The organism is Chryseobacterium gwangjuense, assembly GCF_021311115.1.
Classification (GTDB): domain Bacteria; phylum Bacteroidota; class Bacteroidia; order Flavobacteriales; family Weeksellaceae; genus Chryseobacterium; species Chryseobacterium gwangjuense.
Map to the genome: position 1 here is coordinate 637,192 of NZ_JAJTNP010000001.1, position 21,848 is coordinate 659,039.

Here is a 21,848-nt window from a genome sequence, read left to right on the forward strand (position 1 = left end):
TGATTTTTTTTCGTTATTTTAAAAATTGTCTCTTTCCGAATAAGGAATATGAACCCCTTCTTCTACATTTTTTTTCAGAATTCTTAAGTACATTGCCCAACAGAACGAAGTTTGTCTGAAATGTTCGTTGGCAATTTTCCAATCTTTATGGTAAAAACTAATTTTCGTTCCGTTTTGAACTTCTTTTAAAATAAACCCTACGCTTGTTCCCGTCCAGTCTTGATCGGCTTCAGTGATTAGGTATTCAATTTCAAAAGGTGGATTCAGTTTTGTAATTTTTCCTTTCCATTTGTATTCTTCTGAAAATTCAAAAATATATTCTGAACCTAATTCTGGCTTTCCTTGAGAATTATGAGTCCACCATTCATTTAAAAATTCAGGAACGGAAACCATTTGAAAAACATTTCCCAATGTTGCTGTAGTTTCTAAATCGTGAAGAATTAAAAAGGAATTTTCCATAACTGTTCTTTTATTTAATTGCACCGGGTTTTCCGAGAATTCTTCTTGCATACCCTAATTGTCCACCGTGATAAATTTCGTGAAAGCTGAGTATAGAAACATCTTTAATTGCTTCAGGACTAAAGCTCTCCATTGTATTCAATTTTGATTCTAGCTTATCCTGAGATTGTTTTAAGTAAGACTTAAGTTCATCAAAAGAAACAAATTCATCTTTTCTTTCTAGTGGAATTTCGCCACGATTATAGCATGAAAATTTTTCATTATCCCAAACTGATTCTTCTCCTAAAATATTCAGCAAAGGATTTCTTATGTGGATCAAATGTCCTAAAACCCAGTTCATGCAATTGGCTTCACCATTAGGAAAAATCATAGCTTCTTCGTTGGTAATTCCTTCAATATTCATCAAAATTACTTTGTAGTTGCTAGACATTTGGATTTTGATAATTTCAATATCGTTTTTCATATTCTTTGGATTTGGTGTTTTTACGCTTATTGTGAGATTTTTTAAACTTATAGGTCTTAACCACCCCATCAAAAATTCTTTGAATTTTCGCCACCCAACATTGGATAGGAATTTGGGAGTGTTTTCAATAATTCTGAATAGGAATAATTTATTCTGTAGGTATTTGGGAAGGATCTGCAAAAATGACATTCCATCCATGCCCGTTAATATCCCAGAAAGAGTTTTGATACATCCAACCATGATCCTGTGGTTCTTCATGTTGGTAAGCTCCGTTGGCAACAGCAGCATTCACAATCTGGTCTACTTCCTCACGACTGTCTAAACCGATCGCTACCAAAACCTGTGTTGTATCTCCTTTCGGAACCGGTCTTTCTGAAAAAGTCTGAAAATATTCTTCCGTTAAAAACATGATCTGCATATTGTCATTCATCATCACACAAACGGCTTTTTCATCAGTAATTTGTTCGTTGATAGGAAACCCTACATTTGTCCAGAATTCCTTAGTTTTCTGAATATCTTTTACCGGAAGATTTACATAAATTTGATTGATTTTCATTTTGTAATTTTTTTTAAGTTTTGTTTTAATTTTTGAAATTTATTCTGTCGGAAGCTTAGACATATCTGCAAACATGACTTCCCATTGATGACCATTTAAATCTGAAAAAGCATTTTGATACATCCAACCGTGATCTCGCGGTTCACTGTATATTGAACCCCCGTTTTCAGTCGCTGTTTTTACCATATTATCAACTTCTTCACGACTATTTGCTCCAATAGCAAGAAGTGTTTGAGTAGTCTCTGCATTTGCAACAGGTCTGTCTGTAAACGTCTGGAAAAATTCTTCTTTCAAAAACATCGTATAAATATGATCTTCTTTCATAATTACACAAATTGCTTTTTCGTCGGAAAATTGTTCGTTAATCGAAAATCCTAATTTTGTCCAGAATTCTCTCGTTTTCTGAACATCTTTTACCGGAAGGTTTACATAAATTTGATTGATTTCCATTTTGTAATTTTTTTAGTGTTAAACTTTTAATCAAAATTACCAAGTCGCAATGAGAATCAACTTGCCATAAGGCAAGATTTAAATTTTATTCGGGTGGGAAACCAATTCTTTACGAATTCTGCTCAAAGAAGTATCTGTAACACCCAGATAGGAAGCAATTTGTTTTAAAGGAGCAAATTGGATAACGTGAGGTTTTTGTTCCAGCAGATTAAGATAGCGCTTCGTTGCAGAAAGAGTAAACATTTCTACAGAACGTTGTTTGTAAACGAAAAGCTGTTGAGACATCCAAGCTCTTCCCCATTCTCTGAGATTCGGAATTTTGTGGAATAATTCCTGAAAGGTTTCAAAATCAAATCTCCAGCACTCACAATCTGTAATACAAACAATATTTTCCTGAGTCGGAATTCTCTGAAATAATGAGGACACTTCTATAATCACTTCATTTTCCACAAAAAAATGAGTGGTCACTTCGTTTCCGTTAAAATCATTGACAAATGAGCGAACCAAACCTTTTTCCAAAATATAGTATTCATTGGCCGTTTTTCCTTCCTCCAAGATGAAATCCCCTTTCTGAAAAAATACTTTTTCATGAGCCTGAAATATCTCTTCAAGCTCCTCCTGTAGAAAAAACGGGAAATCATAGCAGATTTCCAAGGCTTTGTTGCTCATCAAGTTCAATGTTTTTTTAGGCTTTTAAAATTAGAATTTTTATCTGAGATGATGAAGAATAAATTAAACGAAATAATAAATGCGACAAGCCAATCAAATATAATCCATTAAATATGAATACTGTAAACTATTTATATCAATTATAAATTATTAAACACATTCAATCACACACTGTCATTCCGACAAAAGAATATTTTAAAATTTTATGCGTTCAACTTCAAAAAATTAAAACAAAGAAAGCTGAATAGGTTTGGGAGCAGAAGGTTTCTGAGCATCTCCAAAAACGGTCTTTCCACCGAAACGCCATGAATTTTGCCTTTCTTCTTCAATAACCTGTTGAATATCAAAATCAGGAGTAAAATCCTTTTCTGTAGCTTCAATAATCTGATGAAGTTTATTCAGTGTTTTTAATTTATCTGAATGTCCGAGCTTGGATTTTTCAATTCCTGTTCTCAGAATCTGGATACTTTCGTCATATACTTTTGTCGGAACTGGAAACGGATGACCGTCTTTTCCGCCATGAGCAAAAGAAAATCTTGCAGGATCTTTGAATCTCGAAGGTGCTCCGTGAATCACTTCACTTACTAAAGCCAAAGATTGCATCGTTCGTGGACCAACTCCTTCCAGCATTAATAAATCTTCAAAATTTTGCGGCTGCTGTTCTCTCGTTACGTATAAAAGCGCTCCAAGACGCTTCAGATCAACATCGGAAGCCTGAACATCGTGATGATTAGGAAGAATTAATCTTGAAAAATCATTCATCACTTCCGCAGAATCGGTATGAGAAATTTCTAAAATTCCTTTCCGGTTGTCTGAAGCTTCAGAGGCTGTTAAATTTAAAATCTGACCTCTTGAAATTCCATTAATTCCCGTGTGAGGCTCTTCAACAAAGGATTTAATATGTTCAGAATGCCAGTGATAGCGTCTTGCCGTTCCGTCAGATTCGTGCATTCCCTGCTGAACTACGCTCCAATTTCCGTTATCAGACAAAATAAAATTGTGCAGATACAATTGATAGCCATCCTGAATCGCCGTATTATCAACCTTTGCAGAAAGTTTACTGGCTTTTACCAACTCATTTCCGTTTAAGCCTGTTTTATCAGCAATTTGGAGTAATTCTGAAGGAGTTTCTCTCGAAAATTTGCCCTTTCCACCACAAATATAAAGTCCGAGAGACTGAAAATTCGGATTAATCGATCGCTTCAAAGCACCCATTACAGAAGTTGTAATTCCGGAAGAATGCCAATCCATTCCCATTACAGCTCCAAAACTTTGAAACCAAAACGGATCTGCCAATCGACGAAGCACTTCATCTTTACCGTAATCCATCAAAATAACTTCAACAATTGAAAGCCCGAGAATGGACATGCGCTCATACAGCCAAGGTGGTACTTTGCCATAATGTAGAGGTAAATCTGCTGTTCCGGAACGTTTCATCTTGTAAAGGTAGGCGTATTCTTTTTAATTTTTATTGATTTGAGTAAGCATTTTTAAACCCTTACTTTTCATCAGTAAAAAAGCCTTGCAAAAATTTTCTGCAAGGCTTTTTTTATAGAATTTTTTATTTCTAGTATCTTATTTTAATGCTGCTAAAGCCGCTTCATAATTAGGCTCATGTACAATTTCCGGAACCTGTTCTGTATAGACGATTTTATTATTTTCATCTGTAACGATTACCGCACGACTCAAAAGACCTTTCATTGGAGAGTCAGTAATGGTTACTTCATAATCATCACCGAAGCTTCCTCTGAAGTCTGAAAGTGTTTCCACATTGTTCAATCCTTCTGCTGCACAAAATCTTGCCAATGCAAAAGGCAAATCTTTAGAAACGTTGATTACAACAGTATTTTCTAAATTTGAAGCTTCTTCATTAAATTTTCTTGCAGAAGCTGCGCAAATTCCTGTATCGATAGAAGGGAAAATATTGATCACTTTTTTCTTTCCGTCAAAGTTTTCCAAAGTCTTCACATTTAATCCAGAATCTACCAAAGCAAAATCTCTGATTGTTGTTCCTACTGACGGAAGCACTCCTATTGTGTGTATTTCATTTCCTTTTAAAGTAATAGTCGTTGACATATATTTATTTTTTAAGTTTTTCAAATTTAATCAAAATGATGAGCTTTTTAATCTTATTCAAGGTTAAATTAATCATAAAGTGGAAAATCTTATTGAGGGATAGACCTAAAAAATTAATTTTTAACTAAATTTGTGGGTCTTTAAAAATTAAATAATAAATTACAGTATAATGTCAGACAAATCAAAAATCTATTACACCCTTACGGATGAGGCTCCAATGTTGGCAACACACTCTTTTTTACCGATTGTAAAAGCTTTTACAAAATCGGCAAACATTGAGATCGCAGTTCCGGATATTTCTTTGGCAGGAAGAATTTTAGCAAACTTCCCTGAATTTTTGAAAGATGACCAAAAAATCGGTGATGCTTTGGCTGAGTTAGGTCAATTGGCAACTCAACCTGATGCAAATATCATTAAGTTACCAAACATTTCAGCTTCTGCCCCTCAATTAGATGCGGCTATCGCTGAATTACAGGCTAAAGGATTTGCAGTTCCAAATTATCCTGCAGAACCTAAAAATGATGAGGAAAAAGCGATTAAAGCTAAATATGCTAAAGTTTTAGGAAGTGCTGTAAACCCTGTGTTAAGAGAAGGAAATTCTGACAGACGTGCTCCGAAAGCTGTTAAAAATTATGCAAAAGCAAACCCTCACAGAATGGGAGATTGGGCTTCTGACAGTAAAACTGACGTTGCTCATATGGACAACGGAGATTTCTACGGAACAGAAACTTCAACCACTCTTGAGAATGCTACAAAATATAAAATCGTTTTCAAAGGAAATGACGGTTCTGAAACTCAATTGAAAGATTTCGCCGGTCTTCAAGCTGGAGAAGTAATTGATTCTTCTGTAATGAACTTAAACGCTTTGAGAGCTTTCGTTCAGCAAGCAATTGATGAGGCTAAAAACAGAAACGTTCTTCTTTCTGCTCACCTTAAAGCTACGATGATGAAAATCTCTGATCCAATTATTTTTGGAGCGATCGTAGAAACTTTCTTCAAAGAGGTTTTCACTAAATATGCTGAAACATTCAAATCTTTAGATATTAATCCAAACAACGGTCTTGCAGATCTTTTCGACAAAATCAAAGGAAATGCACAGGAAGCGGATATTAAAACGGATATTGAAACAGCTTTGGCAAACGGACCAAGAGTGGCAATGGTAAATTCTGACAAAGGAATTACCAATTTCCACGTTCCTTCTGATATTATCGTTGACGCATCTATGGCTGCTTTGGTAAGAGGCGGAGGAAAAATGTGGAACAAAGACGGAAATGAAGAAGATACGGTTTGTATCATTCCGGATCGTTCTTATGCAGGTTTCTATCAGTCTGTAATTGATGACATGAAAGCTCACGGAAAATTAGATCCTACTACAATGGGTTCTGTTCCTAACGTTGGTTTGATGGCTCAAAAAGCTGAAGAATATGGTTCTCACGATAAAACTTTCCAGGCTTCTGCAGAAGGAACTATTGAAGTTCAGGACGAAAACGGAAATGTTCTTCTTTCTCAGAAAGTTGAAGCGGGTGATATTTTCAGAATGTGTCAGACTAAAGATGCTCCAATCCAAGACTGGGTAAAATTAGCGGTAAACAGATCAAGATTATCTGATACTCCTGCAATTTTCTGGTTAGACAAAGGAAGAGCGCACGATAGAGAAATCATCAAAAAAGTAGAGAAATACCTTGCAGATCATGATACAAACGGGCTTGACATCAGAATTATGGATGTAAAAGATGCCATGACTGAAACGTTGAAAAGAGCAAGAGAAGGAAAAGATACTATTTCTGTTTCAGGAAATGTATTGAGAGATTATTTAACGGATCTTTTCCCAATCCTTGAACTTGGAACTTCTGCGAAAATGCTTTCTATCGTTCCTTTGATGAATGGTGGTGGTTTATTTGAAACAGGAGCGGGAGGTTCTGCTCCAAAACACGTTGAACAGTTCATTGAAGAAGGGTATTTAAGATGGGATTCTTTAGGTGAATTCTTAGCTCTTCAGGCTTCTTTAGAACATTTGGCACAAACTCAAGGAAATACAAAATCTCAGGTTTTAGCGGATGCTTTAGATGAAGCAAATGCTAAATTCTTAGCTACAGATAAATCTCCTGCAAGAAAAGTAGGACAAATCGATAACAGAGGTTCTCACTTCTATTTGGCAATGTATTGGGCTGAAGCGTTGGCGAACCAAACTGCTGATGCAGAATTGGCTTCTCAGTTCGCTCCTGTTGCTGATGCAATGAAGGAAAATGAAGAAGTGATTAACGCTGAATTAATTGGTGCTCAAGGAAAACCTCAAAACATTGACGGTTACTACAAAACTGATGCTTACAAAACGTATGCAGCGATGAGACCAAGTACAGTTTTAAACGAAATCATCGACGGAATTTAATTTCTGATCTTTATATAAATGAAAAGCTCCTTTTTAAGGGGCTTTTTTTGTTTGGAAAAGTGATGTAGCTAATTTATTTTACCACCCCGTCAAATCTTTGATTTGACACCCCTCCAAAGGAGGGGAATTGTAAAGGACATACATTATAAAGTACCGTCGAGTTTTCAAATCGTCGCCTATTACCTATCCTCCACAATCACTCTTCGATGCTCTCTTCCCCAGTTGATCATTTCAGAAATAATGTTTCCAAACGTCCTGCAGTATTCCGTGGGTTCATACTCAATTAAAACAGGAGTTTCCGGATAAACGGTTCGTTTTACCAGTTTATTCAGTTCCATATCTTTCAATTCTTTTGAAAGCATTCTTGTGGTAATTCCGGGAATGCTTCTTTCAATTTCGCGGAATCGTCTGTTTCCGTTACAGATTGAATTAATCACTGGGATTCTCCATTTTCCTCCAATAAAGTAAAGGGTGTCCTGCAATGCTCTAAGCTCTTCGGTCTGATCTCTTTCCATAACTGCAAAATTAAATGATATCATTGATGATATTGGTATACTCTGTGATACTGATTACAAAAGTATATCAATTTAAAATAACTTTGTCAAAAATTTTAAAGAAATGAAAAAGTTTAATAACAAATTAGCCATTGTAACTGGCGGAAACAGCGGAATCGGATATGCAACCGCAAAAGAATTAATCGAAGAAGGGGCAAAAGTAATCATTACAGGAAGAAGAAAAGAAGCCATTGAAAAAGCAGCAGAAGAATTGGGAGCAATTCCATTCGTCGCAGATCAAGCTAAGCTTGAGGACATTGATACCTTAAAAAAAGAAGTTGAAAATCAATATGGAAAAGTAGATATTCTATTTATCAACGCAGGAATTACAGGAGGCTTAATTCCTATTGAAAATATGCCAGTTGAAAACTTTGACAATGTAATGAATATTAATTTCAGAGGGGCTTATTTCACTTTAAGCAAATTCATTCCTTTGTTGAACGATGGTGCTTCAGTCATATTTTTATCATCAATTGTAGCTTCAACTTATAAACCTAACAGTTCAGTTTATCAGGCCAGTAAAGCGGCTTTAAATTCTATTGCAAAAACAGCTGCAGCAGAACTGGCTCCCAGAAAAATCCGCGTCAATATGATCAGTCCGGGACCAACAAAAACTGAAATTATGAAAAAAGCAGGTTTGGACGAAAACACTTTAAATGGCTTAACAGATTATCTCATCAATGAAATTCCGTTAAAAAAAATGGGAACCGCAGAAGATGTTGCCAAACTCGTAACTTATTTGTCCAATGATATTCATTCAAGTTTCATTACCGGAACAGAAATCATCGTAGACGGAGGAATGATACTATAAGCAGGAAGAAAGGATGATGGAAGTTGGAAGTTAAATATGCATAGAAAAAACTTCCCTCTTCTAACATCCAGCTTTCTTCCGTTTTAATCCTTCAAAATTCCATTTTCACCTTTCGATTTGTCCGGTTTACCTAATTCCTGATTTCAAAACCTTCTTCAAGCCTCTACTTTTGGTCCATAAAAAAATCAATTATTATGGACTCAGTAAAGAGAAAAAGAAACGTAAATCTCGTTGCTATAGTGTTTTTAGCCATTCTGGGAATCTTCGGAATTTTACAGCTTTTCAATAAGCCATTAGAAGGAAAGTCTGTTGCAAAAAAAATTGAAGCTCCGCGTGAAGTTCTCACTATTCTGGAAAATTCATGCTTTACCTGTCATTCCAATGAGCAAAAACTGGCTTGGTATGACAAAATTGCACCCATTTCTTGGGCAGTAGGTAAAGATGTAAAAAGAGCCAGAGAAGTTCTTAATTTTTCAGAGTGGAATTATTCCGCAGGTGAACATAAAGGAAAAATGTATGCTATCCTTAATATGATGCAAAGCGGAAAGATGCCGCTTCACGAGTATACACTACTTCACCCTTCTGCAAAAATCACCACTGAAAACATTGAAACGATAAGAAAATATACGCTTTCACTTTCCAGCCTTTCTCCTGCAAAACAGGAAGTAAAAAATATTCATCAGAATGCTGAAACATTAAAAGAAATTACCTCGTCAAAATTTCCAGTTTCTCCAAACGGCGTAAAGTATACAGATGAATACAAAAAATGGAAAGTCATTAGTATGAGTACACTTTTTGACAATTCAATCCGTGTGATTTATGGAAATAATATTGCGGTAAAAGCTATTGAAACAGAGAATTTTCATCCTTGGCCGGACGGAAGTATTGTGGTAAAATCTGTCTGGAAACAGGAAAAATCAGCCAATGGAGAAATTAGAGCCGGAGAATTTGTAAATGCACAGTTCATGGTTAAAGATTCAAAAAAATATACAGATACTGAAGGTTGGGGATTCGCAAAATTTTCAGGGAATGATCTTCATCCGACAGGAAAAACAGCTTCATTCGCTAAAGAATCGTGTATTGCCTGCCACAGACAATTAGCTGAAAAAACAGGATACCTGTTTGATGTACCCATGAAAGTAAACACTGAAAGATTAATTAAAAACCTACAGAAATAATGAAAAAAATATTCCTAATCATCGTATCCATTTGTGCCCTATTCACTGCTTGTAAAATAGATGAACCTGATAAAGATCTAAAACGAATAGTTTTTGATCCCGGAAATTTACAGTTCATTTCAACCTCATTAAATCCAACAAAAGAAACCTCATCTGCATTATATGGGAATCAGGAGGCTTTAAAGTCTTTAACCACTGAAAGTCAACAACCAAATTCCAATTCTGAATTTAAACTGGTTACCTGGAAATACCATGAAAATCCCCAATACATCGGAGGAACCATCACAGGAGAATTACTAAGTATAGAAACTCTTACAGTTGATAAAAACGGAAATATTTCCTACAAAAGAAAAAATTCTTCTGAAAAAGAAAAAATTCAGCAAAATCAAGAAGAAAGAATACAATATATTTTGAGCTACAAACCCGTCATAAGACCATAAATAAGTAAAAATGAATTTTGAAAATCTGGAGTTGAGAAATCAGCTCCGGATTTTTGTGAAGTAAAATGTGAATAGTAAATTCACAGCATTTTACCTACCTTAACATCTTTAAAATTCGCAGTTGTCATGCAACAACAAAAAATAAAAATCTCACAAGCCGTCATTTGGATAAGTTCCATCTTTTTAGGAATATTATCTTCGGTTCCGCAATTGGCTTCTCATGCATTCAATTGGGAAGAAGCGGTTGTAAATTCAGCCATAACAGCAGCTTTCTCCGTGATCATGTGGTATCTCAATATTTATATGCTGAACCGGAATTCAGGAAAAAGACGTCAGAATATTTCCTATTCAAGACTGATGGTTGTTTTGGCTTTCGGGATGGTCGTGATGCTTGGTTTGGCTTGGATTCAGCAACTTATTTTATCACATATCAATTTTGGTCCGACTATGTTAATGATTGAAGTTCGAGGAATTCTGATCAACCTTGTTTGCTATATGTTCCTGACTTTATTACAAAATAATTATGCAGGACAACAGGTTCAGCTTGAGCTGGAAAAAGTAAAAAGTGACAATCTCGGTGCTCAGTTTGAATTATTAAAACAGCAGATCAATCCACATTTTCTTTTTAACAGTTTAAATACGTTAAAATCTATGGCAGAAACGAATGATTCCGAAACCGTAGATTTCATTATGAAACTTTCTGATTTTTACAGATTTACATTAGAAAGTAGAAAAATGGATCTTATTACCGTTCAGGAAGAAATGAAAATTATCGATTCGTATATTTTTCTACAAAAAGCCCGTTTTGGTGATGGAATTACACTTACCCAAGAATTAAATGAAAACGTTTTAAAAACATTAATTCCGCCTTTTACCTTGCAATTGTTGGTAGAAAACTGTATTAAGCACAATATTGTTTCACAAAGCAAACCTTTGCACATCAAGATCTACCATACGGAAAACAGGATCATTATTGAAAACCCAATTCAGAAAAAAATGACCGTTGAAGATTCGTTAGGAATTGGGCTTGATAATGTAAAATTACGTTACCAACATTTGCTTGAACAGGAAATTGAAATTAATTCCGACGAAAAAACATTTCAAATAAAACTCCCTCTTATCCATGAATATAATCATTATTGAAGACGAATTCAGAGCAGCAAAATCTCTTCAGAACTTAATCGCAGAATTAAAACCTGAAGCAAAAATAATAGGAATTTACGACAGCATTGAAATGAGCATTGAAGCTCTGAAAAACAGTAAACCTGATCTTATTTTCATGGATATCCATTTATCAGACGGATTATCCTTTGAAATCTTCAGGCAGGTTGAAATCACCTGTCCTGTGGTTTTTTGTACCGCTTTCGATCAATATATGCTCGATGCATTCAAAAGTAAAGGGGTTGATTATGTACTGAAACCCTTTTCACGCGAAGATATTGCCGAAGCATTCAGAAAAGTGGATGAATTAAAGAAATTTTTCCAAAAAACAGAACTTCCTGAACTGGAAGCTCTACTACAGAAAATTACACAACCACAAGCTTCTTCAAAATCCAGTTTTTTAGTTTTTAAAAATCAAAAATACACGACCATTCCGACCGAGAATATTGCGTATTTCTTTATTCATAATGAAATTACCCATCTCATGACTTTTGATAAGCAACAGTTTCAGCTTACCCAAACATTGGGACAAATTGCGGAACAGGTTTCTCAAAAGCAGTTTTTCAGAGTGAATCGGCAATACATCATCAATTTCAGTGCGATCAAGGAAATGGAGCATTATTTTCAGCGAAAAATCTTAGTAAAACTAACCGTTGAAACTCCGGAGCAACTCTTAATCAATAAAGAAAAATCCCATAGTTTTTTCACCTGGCTGGAAGATCGCTAAAACCTAAAATTTCCTTCTTTCAGCTTTCTACTAAAAATTTAAAGTTTCTAAAATACAGGTTCACCATTCATTTTGTCCGGTTGAACCTTTTTTGTATTCTTTTGCCCCGGAAAGGTATCTACTTTTGAATCAAAATTAAAAGAAATGATACTAAAAAATCTAATAGGAACAGTAGTTTTCGTAGCATTGATGTTCACTGTATCCGCATTCGTTTACCAAGAAAAAAAAGAAACAGCATCGCCAAATACTTCAACAAACAATGACGGATTCGCCGTGTTGGAATTATTCACTTCTGAAGGCTGCTCAAGCTGTCCTCCTGCAGATAAATTAATGGGAGAAATCGAAGAAAAATACAAAGATCAGCCAGTGTACATTCTCGCCTATCATGTAGATTACTGGAATAATCTGGGATGGAAAGACAAGTTCAGTAGTGCAGAAAATTCCAAACGCCAACAACAATATGCCCAGACATTGCATTCACAGGTTTACACACCTCAACTGATCATAAACGGTAAAAAGGAATTTGTAGGTTCTGATCGAGATGCTGTAGAAAACTCAATCCAAACCGCTTTACTGAATTCTGACAATGCTAAAATCGGTCTGTCTGCAAAGGCATCTGAGAAAGAAATTAATGTCAATTTTAAAACTTCAGAAAGCAATTCTCAAAACAAATTACTCATCACTTTAGTTGAAAAAAAATCTTCTACCAACGTACAGAGAGGTGAAAATGAAGGTCGTCATCTGATTCACTGGCAAATTGTTCATCAACAGAATCAAATTGCTCTAAAAAACACTACAACAGGAACAACAAGTTTCAAACTTCCGGAAAATTTCAACTCGGATGACTGGGAAATTATCGGAATGATCCAGAATATGAGATCGGGAGAAATTCTTGGTTCTGCAAAAGCTTCTTTTTAACAAATCATTTTAAACAATCAACTTAAAACAATAAAAAAATGGAAACAAAAACAGAAAAAATCATCTTTTGGTCAGGTGCAATCTTCATGTCTCTTTGGTTTGGAGCAAGCGGTTTCTTTGAACTGACAAAAAATCCGGTAGTTTGGGATATCACACAACAATTAGGTTATCCATCGCACTTCATCTACATTTTAGGCGTATTCAAATTATCCGGAATCATTGTTTTATTACTTCCAAACAGATTCTTAAGATTAAAAGAATGGGTGTTTGCAGGAATGTTCTTTGATATTATTTTCGCCTTTTTTTCCAAAATTGCAGTGCTTGGTTTTCCGGCAACCATTGATGCAATCGTAGCATTTACAGTGCTTTCTGTAACGTACTTTATGTTCAGAAGAATTTATGATCAGAAATTAGTATTAGAAAGAATTTAAAGTAAAAATAAAACTCATCCGTCTTTAATAATACAAATATCAACTTTTCAAATTTACTTATGTAAAAATAAATCCTCTCAAATGTTGAGAGGATTTATTGTAGAAAATTATGTGTAAAAAATATAAATCCAGATCATTAAGCATGGGCTTTTCTTAGCTTAACCATACTTAAAATAAACAGTCCTAAAATTCCCAATACAAAATAACCTTCTGCCACTTCTAATTGAATGGTCGGCTTAATTACGGCAACAATTCCGTAGCTGATTGCCGAGGTAATGATAAAGGCAATTCCACCGGTTAAACCACCTGCAATTCCTGCAGAATTCGGAAATCTGCCAATACAGTAAGAAAAGTAATTATTAAAGATAAACCCTGCCGTCACGTGGATCACAAAAGCAAATGCAACCAGGCTGTAAATATTATTTGAAAAATAGGATGCAATAAACATTAGTATAATCAAAAATAGCTGGATAAAGTTTGCATACCGGATTTTAGGTAAAAAGGCTTTATTGATTAATGCTTTTCCTAAAAATCCACCGGTCATCCACGCAAAACCAAGAATCAAGGAAACATAACCTGCAACGACTTCAGAATAGCCCATTTTATGTTCAATAATAAAAGAGCCACACAAATTAAAGAACATAATCATTGAATAGCTCAATCCGCACATTACCATTCCGTAGAAGAAATCTTTTGCTTTAAACATCGATTCGTATTCTTTTAAAAGGAACTGAATATGAAAGGGATTTCTTTTTTTCAATGTTTCTCCTGAAAACATAAACTCCAATATTAAAAGCAACAAACTATAACCCGCCAACACATAAAAATTCGACTGCCATCCAAAGTTTTTCTGCAAATATCCTCCAATAAAAGGCGCAATAATAGGACCGACCGACCAAACGATTGTCATGATACTTAAATAATGCTTCCTCTCCTCCCCTTCATAAACATCTACAAAAAATGCCCGTTTTGATACAACCGCAAATCCCGACAAAACTCCCTGCAATACACGCATTGCATAGATTACAAACAAATTCTGAGTGGTTGCCGTAATTAAAAACGAAACAACAAACAAAGCCAGAGAAACCATTGAAACCTTGTATCTACCGAAAGAATCAACAATACTTCCCGCAAAAAACTGAGTTAATCCGTAACTGATTAAAAATATGGATAAAGTGAGCTGTATATTGCTTTCCGACTGATGCAGCTCTGTTGCCATACTCGGCATTGAAGGTAAGTAAATATCCGTCGCCAAACCCGACATCGGAATTACCGCAAAAGCTAAAATGGTTGCAATAAATTGATTTTTTTCTTTAAGTGTTACCATCTGTCATTATATCTTTTCATAAAAAATTCAGATTCCCAAATGATCCGGGAATCCAAATTTTTCTGTCTTTTTAGTTATTTACTAATTTCATAGAACCTTCGCTGTATCTTTCGCCAATATTCGGGTATTTTTGTAAGATAGAATTGATAGTCTCTACATCTGATTGAGAAAGCTCGATATTGGTCGCTGCGATATTCTCTTCTAAATATTTGATACGCTTTGTTCCCGGAATCGGAATAATATCTTCCCCTTGGTTTAATACCCAGGCCAAAGCTAACTGAGTTCCTTTAACTCCTTTTGAAGCTGCAAAATCATTGATTTCTTTCGCCAGATTTCTGTTATTTTCAAGATATTCTTCCTGATAACGAGGCAATGATTTTCTGAAATCTTCATCACCAAAATTCTGAACCTCATTGATATTGGAAAAAAGCCCTCTCGCCAAAGGAGAATACGGCACCAAAGTAATTCCCAGCTCTCTGATTGTTGGTAATATTTCCTTTTCCACGTCTTTTGTCAAAAGTGAATATTCTGATTGCAATGCGGTAATCGGGTGAATTTTATTTGCTTTTCTGATAGATTCTGCTGAAGCTTCCGATAATCCCAAATATTTTACTTTTCCAGCTTTTACCAGTTCTGCCATCGCTCCAACTGTTTCCTCAACAGGGATGTTCGGATCCACTCTGTGAGCGTAATACAAATCGATTTCATCAATTTTCAATCTCTGAAGGCTCAAATCAACTGCTTTTCTGATCCATTCCGGAGAACCGTCGAAATACGTTCCGGGAGCACCACTGTGACTTGCTTTTCCATCTTTAAATCTGAATCCGAATTTGGTAGCGATAAAAATCTTATCACGGTTCGGAACCAATACTTTTGAGATCAATTTTTCATTTTCACCGTTGGCATACATATCTGCCGTATCCCAGAAGTTAACTCCCAGATCCAACGCTTTATGTAATGTATTGATGCTTTCCTGTTCGTCTGTCGGTCCGTACGCAAAACTCATTCCCATACATCCCAAACCAATAGCAGATAACTGCTCTCCTGTGTTTCCTAATTTTCTAAATTTCATGATATACTGTGATTTTAAATTTACAGAACAAAATTATATCTGAAATTCATCGATTGTCATATAGAATTCAAACGAAGAATTATAAAATTCAAACAACAGCAGTTCTCACTGCGTTAGGTGTCATTCCGGTTTGCTTTTTAAAGTAATTAGTAAAATAGGCAGGTTCTTCAAAACCTAATCCGTAGGCAATTTCAGAGACATTCCAGTCAGTGTGTTTCAATAATGCATTGGCTTCCTGAATAATTCTTGAAGCAATTTGCTGACTCGTGGTTCTTCCGGTAATTTCTTTTACAGAACGGTTAAGCGAATTGACATGAATGGATAAACTTTCCGCATAATCAACCGGGCTTTTCAATTTTAAAAATCTTTCCGGACTGTCGATAGGAAATTGTCTTTCAAGCAATTCCATAAATAATGAAGCCACTCTTTGTGAAGCATTCTGATAAGGTTCAAAGTTTTCTGCAGGATGCATTTTCATGGTTTCATGAATCAGAAGGTGAAGGTAAGCCCGCAACATATCATATTTATGCAAATAATCTGACTGAATTTCAGTCATCATCTTAATAAAAATATCTGATACGATTCTTTGTTGTTCCACATCAATAAAGAAAACCGGAGTTCCCCCAATTCTGAAAAGCGGTGATTCCTGAAGGGTTCCCAAACGGTTTCCATCGTGTAGAAACTGATCGGTAAAAAGACAGAAAAAACCTTTTTGATCTTCATCATCGGCTTCCCATGAATAAGGAATCACAGGGTTTGAAAACAACAGTGCTGGTTGATCTACATAAATCCATTTATCTGCATAATGAAGCTTTCCTTTTCCTATAATTAAGGATATTTTATAGTAATCTCTTCTGCTGTAAGGTGTAATGGATGAACAGTTTTCTCGTGAAAACACATTAAAATGCCCTACTCCGGGAGTTTTGATACATTGCAAACCTTGATTCTGAGCATTGCGCTCATAAAAACCTTTTACTGTTTCTCTGGATTCCATGCTTCAAAATTATAAAATTCAAACAAGAGTTGGAAGAAAAAATAATTACGATTGATAAAATGATTCGAGGGTTTGGAATATAGAAATAAAAAGTGACTGATCTTACGACCAGCCACTAAAAATGTATAGTTGATAATTGATTAATCATGATGTTTGTGTTTACCATGTCCTTCTTTGTAAATATAAACTTTCTTATCTCCATGTTTATATTTTTTACCGTTATTTTTATTACGGTTATAATAAGCTACAGGATTCTGACCTTTATAATATTTGTTTTTAAATTTCAAATATTTCTCTCGCCCCATAATTCTTTCCAACTCAATATATCGGTCATTTCTCCATCGATCCGGATTGTGAACATATATTCTGTTCCAGGAATCGTAATCGCGGTATCTGTCATTTAAAACATAAATTTCTCTTGCCTGGGTTTGTGACAATACCAAATCTACAATAATAGACTCCCAATTGATATCTGTTATGCTTCTTCTATAGTCATCATAATAATAAGACTGTGCATAGCTTACACTAAATGTTCCTACAAGCATAGCAGTCAGTAATAGCTTTTTCATTTTTCACTCCTTTTAAAATTAAACTATTAATTAGTTTCCAATTAGAGTGCCAAATTTGCTTCAAAGAAATTCCAACCGCTCAAAAAACAACATAACCAACTGATAATCTTAAAAATAGACTTTATAATATTTAAGCTCTCTATTTATTTTTTTGATGAATTGTCATCTTATTTAGCCGTTTATTTTTATAAAATCTTTTAAATTATATCTAAAAAAAGCATAAATTCCGTTAAGATTCTTCAAAAACATTAACGAATATCATTTATAATTTGTAATTTTAAGAGAAGAAAAAAATTATTAAAACCCATTTTTTAACCACCCAAATTTCAATAATATGGAAAATATAAAATTTGAAGTATCTCCATATCAAGATGAGTTGCAGATATTAATTGATGGAAAAAAAGCAGGTTATATGTCTATAGAAATTGACGGAAGACTTCTTATTGTTTATTATACTAAGCTTGATGAGGAAGTTGAAGGAAAAGGATATGCCAAAATGCTTTTAGATGAATTGGTACGCTATGCCGAAGAGAAAGATCTGCTGGTAGATCCTGAATGTGATTTCGTGAGACAGCAATTTCAAAACCATCCGACAAGATATAAAGATATTTGGCATGCCTGATTCATGATTAATCCTGCCACCAAATCTTAAACTGATGGGTTTCCTCATTTAAATCAACAGGTTCACCAATCATAGGAGTTAAAATATTCAGATTTTTTTCTTTTCCAAGATCTATTACTTTCTGTAAAGGCTCATTCCATGGATGGAGTGCCAATGCAAATTTTGCGGAATGTACAGGGATAATCTTCTTCGCTCTTACATCTATACTTGCCTGAATCACGTCTTCCGGTAATGCATGAATGTATTTCCAGGCTTCGTTATACTGTCCGTTCTCCATAATAGCATAATCGAAAGGTCCAAACTTCTCACCAATCATTTTAAAATGAGTATCATAACCGCTATCGCCGCCTAAAAACATTTTTTTGGTAGGGGTTTCCAGCACATAAGAAGTCCAAAGAGTAACATTTCGTTTTACCTTTCTTCCTGAAAAGTGTCTTGCCGGAGTAAAAGTGATTTTAATTTGATTCTTTAAAACAACTTCACTTCCCCACTCTTCTTCAATTAATTGCTCAGGTTGATAGCCCCATCTTTCCAAGTGAGCACCGACACCAAGAGGTAAAATAACTTTCCCTACTTTATCTTTAATCGCTTTCACTGTCGGATAATCTAGATGATCATAATGATCATGCGTAATTACTAAATAATCGATATTTGGAATATCTTCCGGCTTAAAAATATCTGCTCCTGCAAATGCTTTATTAAAAAATTTAAAGGGTGAACCATAGGAACTCAGCACAGGATCAATCAAAAACGAAACTCCATCGGTCTGAATATAATAAGATGAATGCCCCATCCAAATAAAAACATCCTGATCTTTTGGAAGGTTTTTCAGATCTGTATGAATTGAAGGAAGGTTTTCTGAAGGTTTTAGCAAAGGATCTTTTTTCTTGAAAAAGAAATCATACAATACTTTCGGCATGGAATGTCCTTCTGCCAATGATGGAGTATCGCTTACATTCTGAAACTGTTTATCCTTAAAATGCTTTGATTCCTGCATTCTTTTTAAGCGCTCCCCTTTTGCTTCTGCTCCAAAAGCTTCCTGACCGGTAATTACAAAATATAATAAGATAATTAAAACTGCTATGATAAGAATTATATACATCATTTCCTAAAATACTGTCAAATGTATGACATTATCTTCTATGACGATTAAAAAACAAAATACCTTTATTTTTTACTAAAATTGATCTAAAAAACAAAACATTATTCTAAACTTTTTTAAATTAGCCCATTGAAATTTAAACCGTTGAAAAATTATTCGTTCGTCATATTATTTATTTTTATACTTACGTCCTGTTCATCTGTCAAAAAGCATAATGAACAGAGAACTTCGTGTATACCTCCTGAGAAATTAAAAGAAGATGTTGACTATGCCTATACCAAAATCAAAGAAATGCATCCGAAACTGTATTGGTATATTTCAAAAGATCAGTTAGATTATAAATTTGACAGTCTTAAGCAAACTATAGATCAATCTCTTACTCCACTGGAATTTTACTTTAAATTACAACCGGTAATTGCAAGTATAAAGGAAGGCCATCTTTCTTTAAGAATTCCTATAAAAAAGTTTACCAAAAAAGAGATCAAATCTTTATATAATAAAAAAGGAATGTTCAGCAGATTTGAGTATTATGTAAACGGAGAACATTTATACATCGTAGGAAATAAAGATTCTATAGAAAATATAAAACCCGGAACCGAAATTTTAAAGATAAATAATGTTCCGGTCGCGGAATATTTAAAAAAATATACAAAACTCATTAGTAGTGATGGGTATAATACGACCTTTCAGCCTTACTTTTTAAAAGATGTTTTTTTTAATTTCTACAGTGCCGAATTTGGCTTTAAAGACACTGCGAAAATTGAAACTCTTTATCAGAAGCAAATCAAAACATATACTCTTAAAAGAGCCGAAAAATCTAAAACGGATCTCGAAAAAGATAAAGAACAAAAAAAGAAAACCTTAGAAAAAAAGGTAAATGATTATGTTGCTTTTAATAATTCTTACAACCGTTCGTTCAAGTTTTTAACTCCTGACAGCAGTATCGCCTATATTAAAGTGAAAAGTTTTTCGAGAAGTTATTCTGAGAAATTTTACAAAGAAACTTTTGCCAAAATTAAAAATGCCAAATCAAAATACCTTATTATAGATATTCGCAATAATTATGGCGGATCTCTGGATGAAATTAACAATTTGTATTCTTACCTGACTCCGGAACCGTTTACTTTAATCAAACGCTCTCAGCTTACATCAAAAACAAGTCCTTTAAAAACCAATTATTTCAGAAAAAGTAACGCTTTGCAATATGCTTATAAAAGCCTGATATATCCTACCTATGTTTTCAGTCAAACCTTCAACACTTATAAAAAAGACAATATTGTTTATTATAAAATGAAAGCTGACCGGGAAACAAAACCTCAAAAAGATGCTTTTCACGGAAAAGTTTTTGTACTGATCAACGGAGGAAGTTTTTCGGCATCATCCATCCTGACTGCCAAGCTTAAAAATGATAAACTTGCCACTCTGGTAGGAGAAGAAACAGGCGGTGCCAACGATGGTACTATTGCCGGATTTTATTCTTATCAAAAGCTTCCTAATTCAAAAATAAGCTTACCTATCGGATTGGTTCTGGTACAGCCTAATATCTCCTTTACCAATACTGAACGAGGGGTGCTTCCCGACTTTACCGTTACAGAAAACATTCAGGATATTTTAAATAAAAAAGATCGTCATATGGAATGGGTAATGAAGGAAATTAAGAAAAATATAAAATAACCCCATTAATGAATGACAAAAAATATTTTCAAAATCTTTAAAATTTTCGCTTCTACAATTATTTTATGGTTCATTATCCATTCCCTATACATTACAGTCGATGGCTTTTCTGATAATGGTAAAAATGCTGATTTGGCTGTTATTTTAGGAAGTAAAGTTAATGAAGATGGAACTTTATCTAAAAGATTGGAAAAACGTTTGAAAAGTGGAATCGATTTATATAAAAATCATCGGGTTCAAAAGATTTTAGTTAGCGGTGGATTGGGAAAAGAAGGATTTTATGAAGGTGATAAAATGAAAGAGTTTCTCATAAAAAAAGGTATTCCTGATTCTTCGATTATTGTTGACAATCATGGAGATAATACAAGAGCTACCGTTATCAATACTCTAAAATTGAGACCACAACTAAAATTTAACAGTCTCATTATTGTCTCTCAATATTTTCATGTGACGCGAACCAAGAAATTATTTAAAGATCAAGGTTTTGAAAATGTGAGCAGTGTAAGTCCAAATTATCTTGAATTAAGAGATGTTTATTCGATTTTGAGAGAATTCCCTGCTTATTATACTCAATAAATTAGAATCGGCGGGCTTTCAGCCCGCCGATTCTAATTTTTCAACTCCTTTAAAAGTTCTTCAATCTGTCGGATATGTTTTCCGTAAAACTTTTCAAACCATCTTTTTCCTGATAAATATACTAAGGAAGCTCCTCCTATCACAAATCCTAAAAGAATCATGAGGATATAAGCAAGATTCAACTCGCGCATCCACGGAACCACCTCGATCACAAGAATGATTTCACACACCAAAAACGGAATAAAACTTACGTAAAATGACAGATAATATTGTTTATTCAGATTAAACTGCATCAGCAGATCATTCAAAGCATCATAAGTCTGTAAAGCAGGATTACTTAATTCTTTGTACAGCTTAAAAAACTTACTGAAAAAGAAAATGGTTACAAAAGCCATCGATGCAACTAAAACCAGCACATAAAATTTAAATTTCAGAGGGGCATTACAAATGGCAACAACAAAAAAGGAAAAGATAAAAACCACCAAAGTGTACCAGAATTCCTTACGCATATTTTTACGCATCTTTTCCAAAGGAAGGTTGATTTTATTCTTTTGCTCTATGCTGATTTCAGGCGTTCCTTCAAAAGAATCGTCTTCATTCCAGGCATTTTTCAGGTCGTCTATATTCATG

25 protein-coding genes are annotated in these 21,848 nt (G+C 34.5%); 11 read left to right on the forward strand and 14 right to left on the reverse strand.

Annotation, left to right across the window (positions count from 1 at the left end; translation table 11 throughout):
• Window positions 1-18 precede the first annotated feature (18 nt).
• The 7 genes from LV842_RS02890 to tpx form a co-directional block, all read right to left on the reverse strand.
• On the reverse strand, window positions 19-459 hold the full coding sequence (locus tag LV842_RS02890; RefSeq protein WP_233109953.1) for an SRPBCC family protein: 441 nt from the start codon (window positions 457-459) through the stop codon (window positions 19-21).
• Between the two features lie 10 nt (window positions 460-469).
• Window positions 470-922, reverse strand: coding sequence for a hypothetical protein (locus tag LV842_RS02895; RefSeq protein WP_233109954.1), 453 nt, complete (start codon window positions 920-922; stop codon window positions 470-472).
• A 148-nt stretch (window positions 923-1,070) separates the two neighbouring features.
• Window positions 1,071-1,478, reverse strand: coding sequence for a VOC family protein (locus LV842_RS02900; protein ID WP_233109955.1), 408 nt, complete (start codon window positions 1,476-1,478; stop codon window positions 1,071-1,073).
• A gap of 39 nt (window positions 1,479-1,517) precedes the next feature.
• On the reverse strand, window positions 1,518-1,928 hold the full coding sequence (locus LV842_RS02905; RefSeq protein ID WP_233109956.1) for a VOC family protein: 411 nt from the start codon (window positions 1,926-1,928) through the stop codon (window positions 1,518-1,520).
• A gap of 78 nt (window positions 1,929-2,006) precedes the next feature.
• Window positions 2,007-2,597 carry a Crp/Fnr family transcriptional regulator gene (locus LV842_RS02910; protein ID WP_233109957.1) on the reverse strand — a complete coding sequence of 197 codons (591 nt, stop codon included), beginning with the start codon at window positions 2,595-2,597 and terminating at the stop codon, window positions 2,007-2,009.
• 225 nt (window positions 2,598-2,822) lie between these two features.
• Window positions 2,823-4,034: a DUF763 domain-containing protein gene (locus tag LV842_RS02915; protein WP_233109958.1), complete on the reverse strand. Its 1,212-nt coding sequence runs from the start codon at window positions 4,032-4,034 to the stop codon at window positions 2,823-2,825.
• A gap of 138 nt (window positions 4,035-4,172) precedes the next feature.
• Entirely contained in the window at window positions 4,173-4,673 is a 501-nt protein-coding gene (tpx, locus tag LV842_RS02920; RefSeq protein WP_233109959.1) for a thiol peroxidase, read from the reverse strand.
• Window positions 4,674-4,842: 169 nt separating this feature from the next.
• Here tpx and LV842_RS02925 point away from each other — a divergent pair, with 169 nt between their 5' ends.
• Window positions 4,843-7,062, forward strand: a complete 2,220-nt coding sequence (locus LV842_RS02925) for an NADP-dependent isocitrate dehydrogenase (protein ID WP_233109960.1) — start codon at window positions 4,843-4,845, stop codon at window positions 7,060-7,062.
• A gap of 179 nt (window positions 7,063-7,241) precedes the next feature.
• On the opposite strand, the gene LV842_RS02930 is transcribed toward LV842_RS02925, so the two are convergent.
• Window positions 7,242-7,577: a winged helix-turn-helix transcriptional regulator gene (locus tag LV842_RS02930; protein WP_233109961.1), complete on the reverse strand. Its 336-nt coding sequence runs from the start codon at window positions 7,575-7,577 to the stop codon at window positions 7,242-7,244.
• Between the two features lie 103 nt (window positions 7,578-7,680).
• Here LV842_RS02930 and LV842_RS02935 point away from each other — a divergent pair, with 103 nt between their 5' ends.
• The 7 genes from LV842_RS02935 (at window position 7,681) to LV842_RS02965 (ending at window position 13,282) form a co-directional block, all read left to right on the forward strand.
• On the forward strand, window positions 7,681-8,427 hold the full coding sequence (locus tag LV842_RS02935; protein WP_233109962.1) for an SDR family oxidoreductase: 747 nt from the start codon (window positions 7,681-7,683) through the stop codon (window positions 8,425-8,427).
• A gap of 194 nt (window positions 8,428-8,621) precedes the next feature.
• Window positions 8,622-9,605, forward strand: coding sequence for a heme-binding domain-containing protein (locus tag LV842_RS02940; protein WP_233109963.1), 984 nt, complete (start codon window positions 8,622-8,624; stop codon window positions 9,603-9,605).
• Window positions 9,605-10,045 carry a hypothetical protein gene (locus LV842_RS02945; protein WP_233109964.1) on the forward strand — a complete coding sequence of 147 codons (441 nt, stop codon included), beginning with the start codon at window positions 9,605-9,607 and terminating at the stop codon, window positions 10,043-10,045. The genes LV842_RS02940 and LV842_RS02945 overlap by 1 nt, the downstream gene beginning before the upstream one ends.
• A gap of 126 nt (window positions 10,046-10,171) precedes the next feature.
• A complete protein-coding gene (locus LV842_RS02950; protein ID WP_233109965.1) occupies window positions 10,172-11,188 on the forward strand; it encodes a sensor histidine kinase in 1,017 nt (338 codons plus the stop codon).
• Window positions 11,169-11,933 (forward strand): LytR/AlgR family response regulator transcription factor, encoded by a 765-nt coding sequence (locus tag LV842_RS02955; RefSeq protein ID WP_233109966.1) that lies wholly within the window; start codon window positions 11,169-11,171, stop codon window positions 11,931-11,933. Before LV842_RS02950 ends, LV842_RS02955 begins: the two co-directional genes overlap by 20 nt.
• 144 nt (window positions 11,934-12,077) lie before the next feature.
• Entirely contained in the window at window positions 12,078-12,851 is a 774-nt protein-coding gene (locus LV842_RS02960) for a DUF1223 domain-containing protein (RefSeq protein ID WP_233109967.1), read from the forward strand.
• Window positions 12,852-12,889: 38 nt separating this feature from the next.
• Window positions 12,890-13,282: a DoxX family protein gene (locus LV842_RS02965; RefSeq protein WP_233109968.1), complete on the forward strand. Its 393-nt coding sequence runs from the start codon at window positions 12,890-12,892 to the stop codon at window positions 13,280-13,282.
• Window positions 13,283-13,418: 136 nt separating this feature from the next.
• Here LV842_RS02965 and LV842_RS02970 read toward each other — a convergent pair whose 3' ends face one another.
• From LV842_RS02970 to LV842_RS02985, 4 genes are all read right to left on the reverse strand, one after another.
• Window positions 13,419-14,609 (reverse strand): MFS transporter, encoded by a 1,191-nt coding sequence (locus LV842_RS02970; RefSeq protein WP_233109969.1) that lies wholly within the window; start codon window positions 14,607-14,609, stop codon window positions 13,419-13,421.
• 70 nt (window positions 14,610-14,679) lie between these two features.
• Window positions 14,680-15,681: an aldo/keto reductase gene (locus LV842_RS02975; protein ID WP_233109970.1), complete on the reverse strand. Its 1,002-nt coding sequence runs from the start codon at window positions 15,679-15,681 to the stop codon at window positions 14,680-14,682.
• A gap of 88 nt (window positions 15,682-15,769) precedes the next feature.
• Window positions 15,770-16,675, reverse strand: a complete 906-nt coding sequence (locus LV842_RS02980; protein ID WP_233109971.1) for a helix-turn-helix domain-containing protein — start codon at window positions 16,673-16,675, stop codon at window positions 15,770-15,772.
• 140 nt (window positions 16,676-16,815) lie between these two features.
• Window positions 16,816-17,244 (reverse strand): hypothetical protein, encoded by a 429-nt coding sequence (locus LV842_RS02985; protein WP_233109972.1) that lies wholly within the window; start codon window positions 17,242-17,244, stop codon window positions 16,816-16,818.
• A gap of 334 nt (window positions 17,245-17,578) precedes the next feature.
• On the opposite strand from LV842_RS02985, the gene LV842_RS02990 reads away from it, so the two are divergent.
• A complete protein-coding gene (locus tag LV842_RS02990; RefSeq protein ID WP_233109973.1) occupies window positions 17,579-17,866 on the forward strand; it encodes a GNAT family N-acetyltransferase in 288 nt (95 codons plus the stop codon).
• 7 nt (window positions 17,867-17,873) lie between these two features.
• On the opposite strand, the gene LV842_RS02995 is transcribed toward LV842_RS02990, so the two are convergent.
• Window positions 17,874-18,971: an MBL fold metallo-hydrolase gene (locus LV842_RS02995; RefSeq protein ID WP_233109974.1), complete on the reverse strand. Its 1,098-nt coding sequence runs from the start codon at window positions 18,969-18,971 to the stop codon at window positions 17,874-17,876.
• Between the two features lie 141 nt (window positions 18,972-19,112).
• Between LV842_RS02995 and LV842_RS03000 the strand changes: the two genes are divergently transcribed.
• Both LV842_RS03000 and LV842_RS03005 read left to right on the forward strand, forming a co-directional pair.
• Window positions 19,113-20,642, forward strand: coding sequence for a S41 family peptidase (locus LV842_RS03000; protein WP_233109975.1), 1,530 nt, complete (start codon window positions 19,113-19,115; stop codon window positions 20,640-20,642).
• 12 nt (window positions 20,643-20,654) lie between these two features.
• Entirely contained in the window at window positions 20,655-21,218 is a 564-nt protein-coding gene (locus LV842_RS03005; RefSeq protein ID WP_233109976.1) for a YdcF family protein, read from the forward strand.
• 32 nt (window positions 21,219-21,250) lie between these two features.
• On the opposite strand, the gene LV842_RS03010 is transcribed toward LV842_RS03005, so the two are convergent.
• A complete protein-coding gene (locus LV842_RS03010; protein WP_233109977.1) occupies window positions 21,251-21,847 on the reverse strand; it encodes a hypothetical protein in 597 nt (198 codons plus the stop codon).
• Between the last annotated feature and the right edge of the window lies 1 nt (window position 21,848).